This window comes from Haloferax sp. DFSO60 (assembly GCF_046557615.1).
In the GTDB taxonomy this organism is placed as follows: domain Archaea; phylum Halobacteriota; class Halobacteria; order Halobacteriales; family Haloferacaceae; genus Haloferax.
This window is the reverse complement of sequence record NZ_JBKIII010000001.1, coordinates 664,129-680,468: the sequence shown is the minus strand read 5'-3', so window position 1 is coordinate 680,468 and position 16,340 is coordinate 664,129. Positions and strand designations below refer to the sequence as shown.

General features: G+C 60.3%; 19 protein-coding genes. 4 read left to right on the top strand and 15 right to left on the bottom strand.

What is annotated here, in order from left to right:
• From mnhG to mbhE, 7 genes are read right to left on the bottom strand one after another with little or no spacing between them, the layout of a single operon-like run.
• On the bottom strand, positions 1-378 hold the full coding sequence (gene mnhG, locus ACK509_RS03590; protein WP_410765127.1) for a monovalent cation/H(+) antiporter subunit G: 378 nt from the start codon (positions 376-378) through the stop codon (positions 1-3).
• Entirely contained in the window at positions 375-668 is a 294-nt protein-coding gene (locus ACK509_RS03585) for a monovalent cation/H+ antiporter complex subunit F (protein WP_410765126.1), read from the bottom strand. Before ACK509_RS03585 ends, mnhG begins: the two co-directional genes overlap by 4 nt.
• A complete protein-coding gene (locus tag ACK509_RS03580; protein ID WP_410765125.1) occupies positions 661-1,245 on the bottom strand; it encodes a Na+/H+ antiporter subunit E in 585 nt (194 codons plus the stop codon). Before ACK509_RS03580 ends, ACK509_RS03585 begins: the two co-directional genes overlap by 8 nt.
• Positions 1,245-2,957, bottom strand: a complete 1,713-nt coding sequence (locus ACK509_RS03575; protein WP_410765124.1) for a complex I subunit 5 family protein — start codon at positions 2,955-2,957, stop codon at positions 1,245-1,247. The genes ACK509_RS03580 and ACK509_RS03575 overlap by 1 nt, the downstream gene beginning before the upstream one ends.
• Entirely contained in the window at positions 2,954-3,295 is a 342-nt protein-coding gene (locus ACK509_RS03570; RefSeq protein WP_410765123.1) for a sodium:proton antiporter, read from the bottom strand. Before ACK509_RS03570 ends, ACK509_RS03575 begins: the two co-directional genes overlap by 4 nt.
• The gene (locus tag ACK509_RS03565) at positions 3,292-3,765 is read right to left on the bottom strand and encodes an MnhB domain-containing protein (protein WP_410765122.1); all 474 of its coding nucleotides are present in this window, start codon (positions 3,763-3,765) and stop codon (positions 3,292-3,294) included. Before ACK509_RS03565 ends, ACK509_RS03570 begins: the two co-directional genes overlap by 4 nt.
• Positions 3,762-6,167, bottom strand: coding sequence for a hydrogen gas-evolving membrane-bound hydrogenase subunit E (gene mbhE, locus ACK509_RS03560; protein WP_410765121.1), 2,406 nt, complete (start codon positions 6,165-6,167; stop codon positions 3,762-3,764). Before mbhE ends, ACK509_RS03565 begins: the two co-directional genes overlap by 4 nt.
• A 429-nt stretch (positions 6,168-6,596) precedes the next feature.
• Here mbhE and ACK509_RS03555 point away from each other — a divergent pair, with 429 nt between their 5' ends.
• The 3 genes from ACK509_RS03555 to ACK509_RS03545 all read left to right on the top strand — a co-directional run bounded on the left by ACK509_RS03555 (position 6,597) and on the right by ACK509_RS03545 (position 8,542).
• Positions 6,597-6,998, top strand: a complete 402-nt coding sequence (locus ACK509_RS03555) for a hypothetical protein (RefSeq protein WP_410766243.1) — start codon at positions 6,597-6,599, stop codon at positions 6,996-6,998.
• Positions 6,999-7,171: 173 nt separating this feature from the next.
• Positions 7,172-7,738, top strand: a complete 567-nt coding sequence (gene hpt / locus ACK509_RS03550; RefSeq protein ID WP_410765120.1) for a hypoxanthine/guanine phosphoribosyltransferase — start codon at positions 7,172-7,174, stop codon at positions 7,736-7,738.
• Positions 7,739-7,861: 123 nt separating this feature from the next.
• Positions 7,862-8,542, top strand: coding sequence for a type 1 glutamine amidotransferase domain-containing protein (locus ACK509_RS03545; protein ID WP_410765119.1), 681 nt, complete (start codon positions 7,862-7,864; stop codon positions 8,540-8,542).
• A 21-nt stretch (positions 8,543-8,563) separates the two neighbouring features.
• Here ACK509_RS03545 and ACK509_RS03540 read toward each other — a convergent pair whose 3' ends face one another.
• Entirely contained in the window at positions 8,564-8,857 is a 294-nt protein-coding gene (locus tag ACK509_RS03540; RefSeq protein WP_410765118.1) for a transcriptional regulator, read from the bottom strand.
• A gap of 109 nt (positions 8,858-8,966) precedes the next feature.
• On the opposite strand from ACK509_RS03540, the gene ACK509_RS03535 reads away from it, so the two are divergent.
• Positions 8,967-9,932 carry a sugar phosphate nucleotidyltransferase gene (locus ACK509_RS03535; protein ID WP_410765117.1) on the top strand — a complete coding sequence of 322 codons (966 nt, stop codon included), beginning with the start codon at positions 8,967-8,969 and terminating at the stop codon, positions 9,930-9,932.
• 53 nt (positions 9,933-9,985) lie between these two features.
• Here the strand turns inward: ACK509_RS03535 and ACK509_RS03530 are convergent, their stop codons facing one another.
• The 7 genes from ACK509_RS03530 to ACK509_RS03500 all read right to left on the bottom strand — a co-directional run bounded on the left by ACK509_RS03530 (position 9,986) and on the right by ACK509_RS03500 (position 16,299).
• A complete protein-coding gene (locus ACK509_RS03530) occupies positions 9,986-10,696 on the bottom strand; it encodes a diphthine--ammonia ligase (protein WP_410765116.1) in 711 nt (236 codons plus the stop codon).
• Positions 10,697-11,201: 505 nt separating this feature from the next.
• Positions 11,202-12,155, bottom strand: coding sequence for a phosphoadenosine phosphosulfate reductase family protein (locus tag ACK509_RS03525; protein WP_410765115.1), 954 nt, complete (start codon positions 12,153-12,155; stop codon positions 11,202-11,204).
• A gap of 224 nt (positions 12,156-12,379) precedes the next feature.
• Positions 12,380-13,351 (bottom strand): phosphoadenosine phosphosulfate reductase family protein, encoded by a 972-nt coding sequence (locus tag ACK509_RS03520; RefSeq protein WP_410765114.1) that lies wholly within the window; start codon positions 13,349-13,351, stop codon positions 12,380-12,382.
• 133 nt (positions 13,352-13,484) lie between these two features.
• Positions 13,485-14,051, bottom strand: a complete 567-nt coding sequence (locus tag ACK509_RS03515; protein ID WP_410765113.1) for a hypothetical protein — start codon at positions 14,049-14,051, stop codon at positions 13,485-13,487.
• Positions 14,052-14,197: 146 nt separating this feature from the next.
• On the bottom strand, positions 14,198-14,542 hold the full coding sequence (locus ACK509_RS03510) for a glutaredoxin family protein (protein WP_410765112.1): 345 nt from the start codon (positions 14,540-14,542) through the stop codon (positions 14,198-14,200).
• Positions 14,543-14,593: 51 nt separating this feature from the next.
• Positions 14,594-15,229, bottom strand: coding sequence for a transcriptional regulator GfcR (gene gfcR, locus ACK509_RS03505; RefSeq protein WP_410765111.1), 636 nt, complete (start codon positions 15,227-15,229; stop codon positions 14,594-14,596).
• Positions 15,226-16,299 (bottom strand): glucose 1-dehydrogenase, encoded by a 1,074-nt coding sequence (locus ACK509_RS03500; protein WP_410765110.1) that lies wholly within the window; start codon positions 16,297-16,299, stop codon positions 15,226-15,228. Before ACK509_RS03500 ends, gfcR begins: the two co-directional genes overlap by 4 nt.
• Positions 16,300-16,340: the final 41 nt, after the last annotated feature.

Here is a 16,340-nt window from a genome sequence, read left to right as displayed (position 1 = left end):
TTAGTCGTCGTCCGGTTCTGTTTCTTCAGGCTCGACCGGCCACTGGACCCCATCGAGGAAGGGGACACCCATCTCTTGGGCGGCCTGCGAAATCATGTGCGCACCGGTCGGTGCCGTCACGAAGAGGAACAGCACCGTCACGAGCGACATGAGGCCGTCGCCAGCGGGCAGGTAGAACACCGACCCGGCGAGGGCGATAGACGCCGTACCGAGGGTCGTCGCCTTCGAGGTGGCGTGCATCCGGTTGTAGACCGTCGGGAACCGGATGAGACCGATGGTCCCGACGACGAGGAAGAAACTCCCGACGAGCGTGAGCAGGATGACGAGCGCCGCGCGAAGCGGGCCGACCGTCACTGCGGCAGCACTTTCGGCGGTCATTCGATGATGTCCCCCTCCGTGACGTACCGCGCCACGGTAATCGTGCTGATGAAGCCGATGATGGCGAGGACGAGACTCACGCCGACGAAGTAGCCCTGTTCGGACCAGATGGCGTAGAGTACGGCAATCGCCACGACGTTCGTGCCGATGGTGTCGAGTGCGACCACGCGGTCAGGAATCGTCGGCCCGCGAATCACGCGGTAACTCACGAGGAGCGTCAACCCCGCCGCGAGGATGAGCGCGCCGTTGAGGACGAGTTCCATCCACGAGACGAGCGCGGATTCAGCCATGGCGTTCACCTCCCGTCTCGGAGTTGCCGCCATCGGTCTGCACGCGCGGAACTGGGTCGCCGGGCTTCAACTCTTCGTCGAAGATGACGAGTGCGTAGTCTTCCCACCGGCGGATTGGTTCGAGGATTCCCTCGACGTCGCTTCCGTCGATGCTGTGTACGTACAGCGTGTTGGTGTCGTCGTTGTAATCCATAGTCAACGTCCCCGGAGTGAGGGTGATACTGTTCGCGATAGTCGTAATCGCAACCGGCGTTCGAACCCGAAGCGACACCTCGACGACGCCGGGGTCGATGGGCATCGACGGCGACAGCGTTCGGCGTGCCACGTCGATGTTGGCCGTGAGGAGTTCCCAGAAGAACGTGGTGAGGTAGAGTACGATGTACGGAACCACTTCCACGCGCTGGGCGAGTGCGGGTTCGTCGCTGTAGAAGCGACGGAAGAGGAACGCGATACCCAACCCGACCGGAAGTCCGATGAGGAACTCTTCGAGGAGTCGAATCGGCGTGAGGTCCACACCGCGGACGAACACCCACAGACCAGCGAGTGCGAGACCGATAAGCGGCCAGCGGCGGCTCATCAGTGCCCACCTCCTGCGGCGGTCTCGGCTCCAGAACCGACGCCGATACCCGGTCCGTGCATCACGGCATCGACGTAGCCGTTCGTGTCGAGCGCGGCGTGTGCGGCGGCGTCGGCAGAGGCGAACAGCGCTTCGAAGCCGATACCGAAGCTGACGATGGCGACAGCGAGCGCGACGACGATTGCGACCTGTGCGATGAGTTCGAGGCGTTCGAGTTCGCCCTCACCGCCGTCGGTCATCGCCACGTCACGGCTCCCAACCGACCAGCGAGACGGAAGCGCGGTATCGACGACTTCGCTCGCGCGGCCCCAGAACACGTTGTTCCACGCCCGCGTGTAGTAGGCAATCGTTAAGATTGCGCCGAAGAGGACGGTTCCCAAGGCGAGAACTGACCCGGCCGACCCGAGTGCGTAGGCATCTGCGGCGGCCTGGAAGACGAGATACTTTCCGAAGAATCCCGAGAGCGGCGGAACGCCAATCAGCGAGAGTGCGCCGAGGAGGAACGCACCGGCGAGTACGGGTGCCCGCGAGGCGAGCCCACCGAGGTCGGCGAGTTGGTCGCTGCCGATGGCGTCTTTGATGGTGCCGCTCGCCAAGAACAGGAGACTCTTGGCGAGGCCGTGGTTGAACGCGTAGACCAGTGCGGCGGTGACACCGAGGATGCGGACTTCGGTCGATGGCACCGTCGCCGCGATTGCCAAGGGGAGGATGATGAATCCGACTTGGCTGATAGACGAGTAGGCGAGGATGCCGTCGAGGTCGTCGCGGCCGACAGCGCCGAGCCCGCCGAAGACGATGCTCACAGCGGCCATGACGAACATGACCGGGCCGAAGAATCCGAGGACGGAGTCACCCGTGATACCGAGGAAGCCGAGGTCGAACACGCCCGCGGCGAAGATGGTGAAGTAGAGACGCACGATGGCGTACACACCGACCTTCTTGACGACACCAGCGAGCATCGCCGTCACCGGCGAGGGGGCGGCGCGGTAGGCCGCCGGAACCCAGAACTGGAACGGTGCGAGTCCGGCCTTCAGTGCGAACACCGAGAACAGGACGGCCGAGAGACCGAGGACGGGCAAGACCGCAACGTCGTAGGTGACGGGGTCGGCCAGTCGCCGTGCCATGTCGGCCATGTTGAGCGTGCCAGTCACGCCGTAGAGACCCCCGATTGCGAGGAGCATGACGGCGCTCCCGATGAGGTTGAGTACGACGTAGTTGAGCGCGGCTCGCGTGTGTTCTGGGCCGGAATAGAACAGGACCAGGATGTAGCTCGACATGAGCATCACCTCGAACCAGACGAACAGGTTGAAGATGTCGCCGGTGAGGAACGAGCCGGTCACGCCGACCATCATGAAGTGATAGAGCGGGTGGTAGGTGAGTCGCTGCCCGTAGGCGGAAATCGAGCTAATGGAGTACGCGAGTGCGAGCAGGCCGACGAGTCCGGCGAGCGCGAGCATGAACACCGAGAGGGCGTCCGCGACGAGCGTGATGCCGAACGGTGCGGCCCAGTCGGAGACTTGGTACACCAAGATTCGTGGTTCGCTTCCGAGCGGCAGAATCACGGCATCGAACAGCGCCGCGACGACGCCGAGATACGCGATACTACCGAGGAGGCTGACGGTTCGTTGGAGTACGTCGCTCGGGCGGACGAGCAGCGTCAGTATCGCTGTCACGAGCGCCACGAGCAACGGTGCGATGACGAGCGTGCTCATGAGTTACCTCCGAGTTCGTACATGTCGATAGTGCCGTGTTCCTCGTAGACCCGGTAGGTCAAGACGAGCGCGAGCGCCGTCGTCCCGAACCCGATGACGATGGCGGTCAACACCAACGCCTGCACGAGTGGGTCGGTCGGGGCAGCGCCTTCGGCACCGTGGCCCGTGAGAATCGGCGCGAGTCCAGAGAACCCGCCCATCGTCACGAGATAGACGTTCGCTGCTTGGCTGATGATACTGATTCCCCAGACGACGCGAACCACGTCGCGTCGGAGGACGAGGTACGTCCCGATGCTGAAGAGGATGCCGAGGACGGCGGCGAGAATGACTTGCGTCATTCAGCACCCACCTCCCCGACGATGGTGAGCAGTCCGCCGACGACGGCGAAGAAGACGCCGAGGTCGAAGACGAACGCGCTCGCCACTTCGATTTCTCCGTAGAGCGGGATGTGTTCGACGAACAGCACACCCTCGGTCAAGAACGGATAGCCGAACGCGATTGGGACGAGACTCGACGTGACTGCGATAGCCAGTCCAATCGCACCCATCCAGCGGTAGGCTTCGACGAGTCCGTGGCTGTCGGAGCCATCGATTGCCATGCCGAGGATGTCGCGCTGGAGGTAGTCGAGTCCGAAGATGATGTAGACGAGTGCGAACGCCGCCACTGCGAGGACGGCCCCGATAAAGCCGCCACCGGGGAGGTTGTGTCCACGGAGGAGCAGCGCAATCGCCGTCACGAGTGTAATCGGGACGACGAGTCGCGTGACCGTCTGCGTGATGACCGTCGTCCGGCCGTCGGACCCCGTCATTGGGTCTCACCTCGGCCACGCATACGAATCAGCGTCAAGATGGCGAGCGACGCCATCACGACGACGGAAATCTCACCCATCGTATCGAATCCACGGAAGTCCACGAGGATGACGTTCACCACGTTGGACCCGCCACCGAAGTCGGTGAAGAACGCCCCGTGTTCGGCTGGGACGCCTGCACGCTGGACGAGGAAGTCCTTGAGAATTGGTGCGGGCGACGCGCTCGTGGCGAGCAGGACGGTGATGAACACCGTCGCGCCGACGCCAATCGAGAGCAGTCCGTCGCGGATGGAGACGGTGCGGTCCGGTGCGTCGCCGTAGAACGCCGGAAGGCGGTCCAAGACGAGCAGGAAGATGACCAACACGAGCGTCTCGACGACGAGTTGGGTCAGCGCCAAATCGGGCGCGTCCGCGAGGATGTAGAAGATAGCGACCATGAAGCCGAGGATGGAGAGCGTCAGCACACCCGCGACGTGCGAGGGTGCGATGTCCACCGCGATGGCTCCGACAATCGCCACCAAGAGGACCAACACGATTGGGATGGTCAGGCTGATGCCCTCGATTGCGGGCAGTGAGACGCCTGCGGCGGCATAACCACCGAGTGCGAGTGCGATGACGGCAGCGAAGCCCCACGTCGCGTACGTGCGAATCAGTCCGGTCTGGACTTTCGGGGTGACCTCGATGCTCGTCGTCGTCAGGCCTTCGACGAAGTTGTCGTACCACCAGTTGGCACGAACTGGGCCTTTGAGAATCGCGTTGATTGCGTCGTGGAGGCGGTCGTAGAACGGGAAGAGCGCCGCGCCGGTGACGATAGTGATGATACTCATGATGAAGTACGGCGACAGCTCGGTCGGGAGGTGGACCGAGAACGAGTGTGCCTCACCGGGAACGACACTGCCGTACACCGAGCCGATGAGTGCTTCGATGAAGAAGTTCGGCGCGATGGAGATGGCGAGGACCAGTACGCCGAGGATGGCGGGCGGCACGAGCATCGCCAGCGGTGGGCGGTGGACGTGACCCAGTTCCTCCGGTTCGTCGCCGAAGAACAGCGAGGCGAACTTGATGGAGTAGAGGAACGTAAAAACGCTCCCGAAGACTGCGACGACTGGGAACACCCACGCGAGTCCACCGGCGTCTTTGGCGGCGTAGTACGTCGACTCGAAGAGCAGTTCCTTCGAGTAGAAGCCGTTGAACGGTGGGAGACCGGCCATCGACAGCGACGCGACGACCGCGATAATCGCCGTGATGGGCAGGTGTTTTCGAAGCCCACTCAGACGGTCGATTCGCCGTGTTCCAGCCTCATGGGCGATGATGCCAGCGACCATGAACAGGGCCGCCTTGAAACTCGCGTGGTTGAGGATGTGGAACGCGCCTGCCTCGGCACCGTAGGAGTTAGCAAAGCCGAATGCGGCGATGATGAGTCCGAGGTGCGAAGCCGTCGAGTACGCGAGTAGTTCCTTGATGTCGGTCGCGCTCACTGCGAGGATGGCAGCGACCGTCATCGTGAGGAGTCCGAGAACCGCGAAGAGAAGCGTCCAATCTCCGAGAACGGGTGCGCCCTCAGCGACGAAGAGTGGGCGGAATCGACCGACGAGGTAGACTCCGGCTTTGACCATCGTCGCGGAGTGGAGGAACGCCGACACGGGCGTCGGCGCTTCCATCGCGTTCGGAAGCCAGATGTGGAACGGAACTTGCGCGGACTTCGTCGCCGCGCCCAGACCGATGAGGACGAGAACGGGCACGAGCAGTCCACTGGCCGAGAGGACTTCTCGAATCGCGTCGGCGTTTTCGATGAGGACCGGGATGCTGTAGGTCGTCCCTTCGATAGCCGTCGTTTCGCCGGAGACCCACACGAGAAGCAGGAATCCGACCAGCATGAACAGTCCACCGGAGACAGTGATTATCATCGACTTCCGGGCGGCGTACTGCGAGGCTTCCTCGCCGGTGTAGTGACCGATGAGGATGAACGACGACAGACTCGTCAGTTCCCAGAAGACGAAGAGGGCGACGAGGTCGCTTGCGAGTGCGACACCGAGCATCGACCCCATGAACGCCAACAGCGTCGCGTAGTATTTCGCCTGGCCCGGTTCGCCGTGCATGTATCCTCCCGAGTAGGTGAGAATCAGCACGCCGACGCCACTGGCGAGGAAGGCGATGAGCAACGACAAACCATCGACGTAGAACGCCAGTGAGATTCCGAGCGAGGGAATCCAATCGAACGAGACGGTACCATGCGCCCCCGCGAGATAGAGGTCCGTCACGAGGCCGAGTGTGGCCAACGCGACGGCGGCCGCGTAGTACGCTGTGCGCTCCCCGAGAACCCGATAAACGGCCGGGGCGAACGCCGCAGCGAGAAACGGCAGGAAGACGACCGCGAGGACGACTTCCGGTGTGGGTTGCACGCCCGCATCTGTGAGTAGAGCAGACTTAGGTGTTGCCAAAGCCGTCGGCAGTACGGCGGTCTTAGGTGGCCGAATACGGCATATTTCACCGACTATTTTCACCGCAAACGACCAGGGGTTTCACCTGCTCAGTCCATGATTATGTAATTGACATATTCGTCGCTTGAACCACTCAATTACATGCAAATAATCGTCCTTCTGAGAGGTAGCACCAATTGTTGAATTGTGGGTTATCGCCCTTGTATGGCCATTTTTCTGGGCGTTAGGAAGTTCTTAACTCCAAATATCCGTAGTTGATGAAAGTTCACCTCTAGTTTTATATGACTATCTGACTATCACTATTTATGGTAGGTCCAGGCGCGCGCTCCGGGCAGGGAGACGCGCAGCGTCAGACCGAGGTGGGATTGCATGATAATTGACCCAGCGCGGATGGCTTCCGTCAATACGCCGGGTCCACGAAGCGAGTTCGTGATGAACGCAATTCAGGAAACGTCGAAGGGGGACGTTCCACTGGTTGCTGTGTACGGCGCGACATCGTTCGACCTCTTTCACGTCGGCGAGTCCGTTCGGACAGCGTTCGAATCACGAAGCGACCTCGTGTCACACTTGAGTGACCTCGCAGAAGAAACACGCCGTGAGTTCATGGAGCGGGGTCTCTTTTCGGGACTCAGCCCGGTGCAAAACAGCGTCGAGTATCGCTTCGAAGACGAAGGGGACTACGCTGTCCTGCAGGTGTACTGCGGCGGCCGCGGTATGTTGCTCTTCGTCGAAGATGACGAACCAGCCGAACCGCTGGTCAAGACTGCGTCCCACCTCCTCGGCGGGATGTAACGAGTCGGGAACTGTTCTTTCCGACTTCGATTATGCGATGAGTGACCACGCTCACGCGACTCCATTCTTCGTCGACCAGCACGCCACGTGAGTCGATACCGTCCATCGTGGGTCTCTGTCACCGACTCCCGCCGAACCGCCACATTTTATGCCTAACCCGGGGAACGGGCGACATGGACCAGTTGCGGCAGTCGCTTCTCGACGCGCCAATCATCGAAAAAGGCGATTACGAGTACTTCGTGCACCCCATCAGTGACGGTGTTCCGATGCTGGAACCCGGCCTCCTGCGCGAAATCGTCATCCGAATCATTCGAAAGGTCAACCTCGAAGACGTTGACAAGATTGTCACCCCTGCGGCGATGGGTATCCACATCTCCACCGCCGTCTCGCTCATGACCGACATCCCGCTCGTCGTCATCCGCAAGCGCGAGTACGGACTGGACGGCGAGGTTTCACTCCACCAGCAGACCGGCTACTCCGAGGGAGACATGTTCATCAACGACGTGAGCGAGGGCGACCGCGTCCTCGTCCTCGACGACGTCCTCTCGACCGGTGGCACCATGACGGCCGTCCTCGACGCGCTCGACCACATCGGCGCAGACGTCGTGGACACCGTCGCCATCATCAAGAAGGCAGGCCCGAACGAACTCGACGACACCGACCACCACGTCAAGACGCTCATCAACGTGAAAGTCGAAGACGGTCAGGTCGTCATCGTCGACGAACACGGCGACGACTAACCGGCAGACTACACGCTGTTTTCTGTCTCGAACGACTCGCTCGATACGGATACGTCTGCGAGAACCCACGGTGGCTTTCCGCCACCACGGAGCCTTTTTCTCGCGAGTTCGTACGTGGTGGTGATGACCTCAGCACTGTTCATCGTCAGCGAGGAAGGCTATTGGGGCGAAGAGTGTATCGAGCCACTGACGACGCTCGTCGATGCGGGTGTCGAGGTGACTGTGGCGACGCCGACGGGCGGCGTTCCAGTCATCGACGAGCGCTCGGTCGACCCCGGGAGCGTCGGAGAAGAACTCGCCGAACACGTCGTCGAGATTCACGAGAACGACGAGCGCATGCAGAATCCCGAAGCACTCGCCGACGTGGATGCCCGCGACTACGACGCGGTCGTCCTCCCCGGCGGCCACGGAACCGAGTGGGACGTCAATCAGGACCGTCACGCTCGCCAAGCCCTCTTGCAGGCAGTCGCGGGCGAAGAAAGCAAGGCACTCGTCGTCTGTCACGCCGTCGGTATCCTCGGGTTCACCCGCGAGGCAGATGGCTCGTTCCTCGTCGATGGTCGCGAGGTGACTGGCTTCCCGAACGAGTGGGAAGCAGACATCGTGGACGAGCAAGACCGGATGCCTGACGGGCGAAAACTTCCGTACTGGGTCGAAGACGAAGTGAAGGCCGCCGGTGGTCTCTGGGACGCGGAACTCGACTCCGAGACGAGCGTGACGGTCGATGGCGACCTGATTACTGCTCGCGGTCCCGGTTCCTCGTCCGCGGCAGCGCAGGCACTCTTGGACGAACTGGGCGAATAAAAACTGGGTTCGAACACCCGATTACTCGATTTTAAACACTGCTTCTTCGATACCTTCGCTTCGACACTCCGGACACCGCGAGGGGTAGTTTACGGGGTCGTCGAAGGCGCTAAAGCCACAGTTGCGGCACTCTGGTGGGGCGACGAGGAACTGTTCGCCGTTGCCGTGGACCGACTGTGCGACGTGCTGGAGGTGACCGTAGACGGACGACACTGGGACGCCGACGGTGGTCGAGAGGTCCGAGGCAGTAGCAGGGTCTTCCCGCAGTGCATCAGCAATCTGCTGGCGGGTGGTGGCGGCCTCCGAATCTGTCATCACCGACCGTTCGAGTCGGAGACGAAAATCTGTTCCGCCGGGTTTCAAAAATGTCAGCTATTCAGACATGATGGGAAAAGGCCTTGCCCCCGTGGTCTGATTTCAACGTATGAAAGCAGTTGTCCTTGCTGGTGGGTATGCGACACGTATGTGGCCGATTACGAAGTACCGGCCGAAGATGTTCCTCCCGGTTGGTGAGCAGACAGTCATCGACACGATTTTCGAAGACCTCGAAGCAGACGACCGCGTCTCTGAAGTATTCGTGAGTACGAACGAGCGATTCGCAGATAGTTTCGAGAACTACATCGCCGAATCGTCGTTCGAAAAGCCAACGCTCTCTGTGGAAGACACGAGCGAAGAAGACGAGAAGTTCGGTGTGGTTGGTGCCCTTGCCCAACTCATCGACCGCGAGGGAGTCGAAGAAGACCTCGTCGTCATCGCCGGTGACAACCTCATCAGCTTCGACGTGGCGGACTTCGTCGATTTCTTCTACGACAAGAACGAGCCGTGTCTCGCCGCCTATGACGTGAAAGACCTCGAACGCGCCAAGTCGTACGGACTGGTCGAACTCGACGGTGATCGCGTCGTCAACTTCCAGGAGAAGCCCGACAACCCGAAGAGTACGCTCGTCTCGATTGCGTGTTACGCCATCCCCGCTGACGACCTGCCGAAGTTCGATGAATACCTTGCGAGCGACAACAACCCAGACGAACCCGGTTGGTTCATGCAATGGCTCCAGCAGAACGGCGACGTGTTCGCTTACACGTTCGACGGCGCGTGGTTCGACATCGGCACGCCACAGAGTTACCTCGATGCAGTCGCGTGGTATCTCGGCGGCGAGAACTTCATCCACGAGTCGGCGACGGTCACCGACACCGAACTCGGCACCAACGTCCACATCATGAAAGACGCCGTCGTCGAAGGCTCGTCGCTCGAAGAGTCGGTCGTCTTCCCCGGCGCAACTATCCGCAACGCCGAATTGAAACAGTCCATCGTCGACGAGGAGACGCTCATCGAGAACCTCGACCTCTCGAACGCGCTCATCGGCGCGCACTCCCGGTTGACCCAAGAATAAGTCGTCGCGTCGAAACTCGTTTTTTGAATTTTTGAGTCTGGTCGCTGGATTCTCTAGCCGAGGTACGCGTCCGTAATCTTGAGTCGGCCGTGGGTGCCTTCCCACTCGGTCTCGTATTCGAGTTCGATTGGGCGGTCCATGTGCGGGCCGTCGGTGACGAGCGTCTCGAACTCGCCGCCTTCGCCCAAGATGTGGACGCCGTACTCATCGTGGAGTTTCTCTAACTCGTCCAGTGCGTCTGCATCCAAGGTTCGGCCGAGCCACGATTCGTCGAGGCCGTGGGCCGCCACCTGAATGATGGTGATTTCGAACCCTGCATCGAGCATCGCATCGCCGAGTTCGCGGGGGTTCTCCTGCCAGAGCGGTGCAAAGAGGTCGATACCGAGGCGGTCGCACATCCCCTGAATCCGATTGGTCTGGAACTCGCTCTCGATTGCACCGGCAGTCACGCCCGCGATGTCGATTTCGGATTGGAGGTCGGTGAGTGCGGCTTCGAGTGGTTCGAGTTCTGCGTCGCCCTGTTCGCCCGAGTCGGATGCGGACGAGGCTTCGAGGTCGCCCGGGTGTACGTCGATGAGTTCGATACCGAGGCTCTCGGCGGCCAGCGTGGTGAGTTCGGTCGCCGGAACGTGGTACATGTAGGAGTCGTCGCTCGGGTGGACGGTGAGGAGTCGGGTGACGTTCAGACCTTCTTCGAGGGCCTGGTAGAGCGCCCACGAGGAGTCCTTGCCCCCGGAAAAGAGACTAACCCATTCGTCTTCCATGGGGTCGGTAGCGAATCGGGGGAGATAGGCGCTACGGTGTGAGTTATGGTTTCTCTTTGCTGAAACACTCCGAGCACGACAAGAATTGTGTGCTGGATGTCGAGGGTGTATGCAGCACGACCGAACCAACTATTTGTTCTCTATCAAACGTGGCAAACAAGAGTCATATGAGCGAACAAGAACGACCCCCTACCTACAACGGGCTTCTAACACTCCTTCTCCTCGCTGTTCTCTTGGTCATTGCTCTGGGAATCGGCTATGTACTAACGTTTGACTGTATCATCGGCTGTCCCGGTTAATCGGGTTCCACAACTATACACGCCTCGCGTCCTGTATTCCGCACAGTTTGAATAAAACATCACTATTACATCGTTTCAGAAGAACCGAGAAATTCCAAAGATACTGCACCGTGCGCGAGCGAAGCGAGTCGCTCGGCACCTTTTTAGTCGAGGTTTTTGCCGCGACGGGTCGCGGAGCGACCCCGAGCGAGTAAAAAAGTCGGTCGTTACATATAGCCGAGGTCGCGGAGACGGCCCATCAGGTCTTCTTTGTCCTGCGCGCGGCCTGCGCGTTCCTTGCTCGCGGCGAGGTCTTGGACCCATGCGGGTCGGTCGTCGGTCTTCGCGGACCCGGATTCGGTGCCGAGCGAGCGGTAGCCCTCGAAGTACTTGGGCGAGACGGGGAGGTCGGCGGGTTCGACGCCCTCGGGGAGGTCCGCGGTGCTTTCGGGGACGTGGCCGACGGGGAAGTCAGGAACGCTGTCGGGGACGATGTAGTTCCAGAACGCGCCCCAGATGTCAGCCTCGGCGAACTGGAGGATGGAGTGGACGCGGTCGTGGGGCGGGTACTTCTCGGACTCGTGGCGTGGGCTGAAGAACGTCTCGTCGGCGCGGGCGTCCTGTTCGTCCCAGCGGACGCCGGAGAAGATGCCGTCGAAGCCGTACTCTTCGATGACGTCGTTGAGTGCGACGGTCTTCAGGAGATGGTTGCCTTCGAAGGTGTCGGCGTCGAGGACGAGGGTGTCTTTCTCATAGCCGAGGCGGGCGAGTTCTTTTTGCGTGTGTTCGCTCAGGTCGGCGACTGGAATCTCGTCGCCGGGGGCCATGCCGCGACCGGCGAAGTCCTCGTTGCGGGCGACGATGAGGTCGAGGTTCCAGCGGTCGGCCCAGTCGTAGACGAACTGCTCGGTCTCGTCGAAGTGTTCGAAGTGGTCGATAAAGACCACGGGTGGGACTTCGATGCCCATGTCGGCGGCGACTTCGCGGACGACGTAGAGGACCACAGTGGAGTCCTTTCCGCCGGTCCACATGATTGCGGGGCGTTCGTACTGTTCGAGGGCGGTCTTGGTGACCATCGCCGCCTTCTCTAGTTTGTCTTCGAGGGTCGGGTACGCTGCTGCGGTTTGGTCTCGTCCCTCGGTGTAATCCAGGCTAAGATAGTCTGGGAACGTGAGAGCCATGCAACACGCATGGTCGGGAGACGTTATCTATGTTTTCGGGCTAACGCGACGTTAGACGCCGCCTAGCGGGCGTTAGGTGCTGAAGAACAAGGTCAGTGGGTCGGGGCGGAAAATGTGACCTGAATTGCACCGAGTGCGAGCGAAGCGAGTCACTCGGGGTCTTTTTAGTCGAGGTTTTTGCGGTGAGAGGGTCGCGGAGCGACCCCGAACGTGCAAAAACGTCGTTACATATAACCGAGGTCACGCAGGCGTTCCATCAGGTCCTCTTTGTCCTGTGCGCGGCCTGCGCGCTCGGTCGTGTTCTCCATGTCCTGCAACCATGCCGGTTCCTCTGCGGACTTGTCCGTCGAGACTTCGCTGCCGAGACTGCGGAAGCCAGCGAAGTACTTGGGCGAGACGGGGATGTCCGTTTGTTCGACGCCCTCGGGGAGGTCGTCGGAGCTTTCGGGGACGTAGCCCTCGTCAGGGTAGTTCTCGACGGTGTCCGGAATGGCGAAGTGCCAGAATGCGTCCCACACGGCGCGCTCTTCGAACTGGAGAATGGGTTGAATGCGGTCGTGGGGTGGGTAGATGTCCGGGTCGTGTCGCGGGCTGAAGAACGTCTCGTCGGCGCGGGACTCCTGTTCGTCCCAGCGAATGCCCGAGATGACGCCGTCGATGTTGTGCGATTCGAGGGTGTCGTTCAGTGCCACCGTCTTCAGCAGATGGTTGCCGACGTAGGTGTCGAGGAGGAACGGGAAGGTCTCGTCTTCGTATTCGAGAATCTCGCGGACGTGGTGCTGATTGTGTTCGCTCAGTTCGGAGATGTCGATGTCGTCGCCGGGTTCGAAACCATTTTCTTCGACGTACTCGCCGACGTTCTCGTTGCGTGCCCAGATGACTTCGAGGTCCCACTCGTCTGCCCAGTACTTCACGAAGTCGATGATTTCGTCGAAGTGCTGGTAGTGGTCGATAAAGACCGTCGGAGGCATTTCGAGGTCGAACTTCTCTGCGACCTCTTTGATGAAGTAGAGTGTCAGCGTCGAGTCTTTCCCGCCGGTCCACATGACGGCGGGGTTCTCGTACTGTTCGAGGCCCGTCTTGGTGACCTCGATGGCTTTCTCGATTTTATCCTGGATTGCTGGATAATCATCCGGGGTCTCACCCTCACCGTCGGTGTAGTCGACGTCGAGGTAGTCGGGGAAGGCTTGCGACATGACTCGTAATTAGATATAATTAGGATGTGTAAATGATTTTTGGCCGAGACCGCCACTGTCCCGTGCTATCACGAACCATGACAAAAAATGTGCGCGCGCCACGCAAAGCGTGGAGACCGGAAGTAAGGGGGATTCAGGAGATGAACTTGTTGTCGCGCCAGTTGATACCGGTGTCGCTGGACCCATTCTGTTGTGGGTTTTCAACGACCTCGACGGATGCAGCGCGGCGTTCACCTTCTACGATACGGGTTCCGTGAAGTTCACCATCGTCTTCGGTGATGGCGGTGAGCGTTCCTTTCTCGGAGCGCAGTGCCACTTCTCGCAGAACGAGGAACATCGGGTACTGGAGTGCGGTGTTCTGAAGAACGGTTTCGAGGTCGCCTTTGAAACAGGCGAACTCGACGAGTTCCGATGGAATCTCTTCTTCTTCTTCGGTACCCCAGTTCGGTGCTCCTGCGCGTGGTGGTTCTTCTTCGTACACCCGGTTTTCCGTCACACTCGCTTTCAGTTGGGCCGTCGGCGTGTACTTGCTGAGGTTATCGTCAGCAGAGACGGCCTTGATGATGAGCGTGTTGTTACGGCGCGTGATGTCCACATCCTCAACCTCTGGTGGGAGTTCGGGATTATTCTCGAAGTAATCAAGTACGTCTTCGAGTGGCAATTCCAACGTCGAATGGAGTCGATATACGCGGCCTGACATTGTTGGCTTCGGTATCGTCGAGCGTCACGGTGCGGGCGCGCACGCGGTTTTTGGCGATACCTGTGTGCAAGTAGGAGTCGGAGCCTTATATGGCCTACTCTTCGAGTCAGCCAGTAGACAAAAGTGTCAACGACACCTAACGAACCTTACGCGTCGCCCGCGAGCGTCGCTTCGAGTTCGCCGCGTTCGTCGAGTTCGGCGAGGATGTCGCTGCCGCCGATGAACTCGCCATCGACGAACGTTTGCGGAATCGTCTCCCATCCACTCACTTCGTTCAGCGAGGCGCGGAACTGCGGCAGTGCGGGGAGTACGTCGACCGTCTCGAACTCGTCTTCGTACTGCGAAATGAGTTCGAGCGCCTTCGCGGAGTAACCGCACTGGGGCATGAGTCGGTTGCCCTTCATAAAGAGGACGACGTGGTTGTTCTCCAGTGCTTCCTCGACACGGGCGTTGACTTCTTCAGCGTCGAGTTGCTCGGGTTGGAACGTCATAGGCCCACATTACGCCTCGGCCGACAAAGGGGTTGCGTCCGTCGCCTTTCGTTACTGTTCGCCGACGCGAACGACGTTGATGAGCGAGTACACGGGGATACCGTCGATTTCGTCCACGCCTTGTTTGTCCACGATGACGACACACGCTACCGGGTCGCCGCCTTCGGCGCGGATAGCCTCGATGGTCTCTTTGAGCGTCGTGCCACTCGTTACGGTGTCGTCCACGATGAAACAGCGCTTGTCTGTGACCTGTGCGAAGTTGCGAGAGAATCCGCCACCGAGGTCGTCGATGTCGCCTTCTTCCCACTGGTGCTTTGCAGGTGCGTACGACCCGAGCGAGGTTTCGAGTTCGCGCGAGACGGCAGTTGCGAGTGGGACACCCGCTTTTTCGATACCTACGGTGACCTCTGCGGGTTCGTGCGTCTCCGTCAGGAGGTCAGCGAGCGCGCGGCCGATGTAGGTAAGACGTTTGCCGCCGCTTCCGATTGCGTTCCAATCGACGTGGATGTCGTCTGGACCTTCGGGCTTCGCTGCAGGGGTTTCGGGTTTGGTTGCCGCACCGCTTCGTTCGACCAACCAACTTGCAGTCTCACGCGAGACGTTCAGTTCGTCGGCGATTTCGCCTTTCGAGAGGCCTCGGTCTGCGAGTTCCTTGGCGCTGGCGATGAGGTCATCGACATTCTTCATATAGTACCGAATTCGATGGCCGTTTTTATAGTCGTGTCGTCGTCAACGAATGCCGCCTCGAAGTCTTCGAGGTCGTAGATGCCAGTGACGAGGTCTTCGCGGAACCACTGGGGAAGCTTCGTGAACGAGACTGTCGCTTTCTCGAAGTGCCGAACGTGTGAGTTGACGCTGCCGACGAGTGCCTTGTTGTGGAGGACCATCTCGCGGTGGAAGGCACCGGCATCGACTTCGAACTCCCAGTCGGTCGGGACGCCGAGCAGGGCACCGACGCCGTTTGGGGCGAGTGCTTGGACGGCCTGGAACGGGTGTTTCGGGAAGCCAGTCGCTTCGTAGACGAAGTCGATGTACTCGTGTTCCTCGGGTATCTCGTCTACAGGAACCTTCCGCGAATCGACGTACGTCGCGCCGAGTTTCTCGATGATATCGATAGTCGGGTCTGGACGGTCACGGCGGCCGAGACAGTAGAGGTTCTCGTAGCCCTTGTCGTCGGCTTTGAGCATGGCGAGCGTCAGGAGTCCGAGACTGCCGTTGCCGAGGACGAGCCCGCTCGTCGGGTTCCACTCGAACGACGAGCGACTTGCATACGCGAGTTCGAGCGCCTTTTCGGTGATGGAGATGGGTTCGATGAGGAATCCGAGGTCGGCCTGCGACTCGGGAATCCGGACCAGATACTCTGCTGGAGAGGTGAAGAAATCAGACATAAAGCCGTGTTCGCCGACGATGCCGCGTTCGACGTACATGCCGTCGGGGGCCATATCGGGTTCGCCGCGCTCGAAGTACTCGTTAGTCCCATCTGCGGGGGGACGACGAACCGTCGGGACGACGATGTCACCCTCTTCGAGGTGCGTTCCGTTCGAGTCGACGACGATACCGACTGCCTCGTGGCCGAGGACGAGGTGGTCTTCTCCCTCAGGGAATCCGCCGTGGCCACCGGCGATGACCTCGTGGTCGGTGCCATCGACGCCGACGCGGAGCGTACGAACGAGTGCCTCACCCGGCTGAGGCTCCGGTCTTGGCTTTTCGATGATGACCGGTTTTTCTTCCCCTCGCTTGACAGCGATTGCTTGCATGTCCTCCCAAACGCACCACCCCACCAAAAGACTTATTCTAC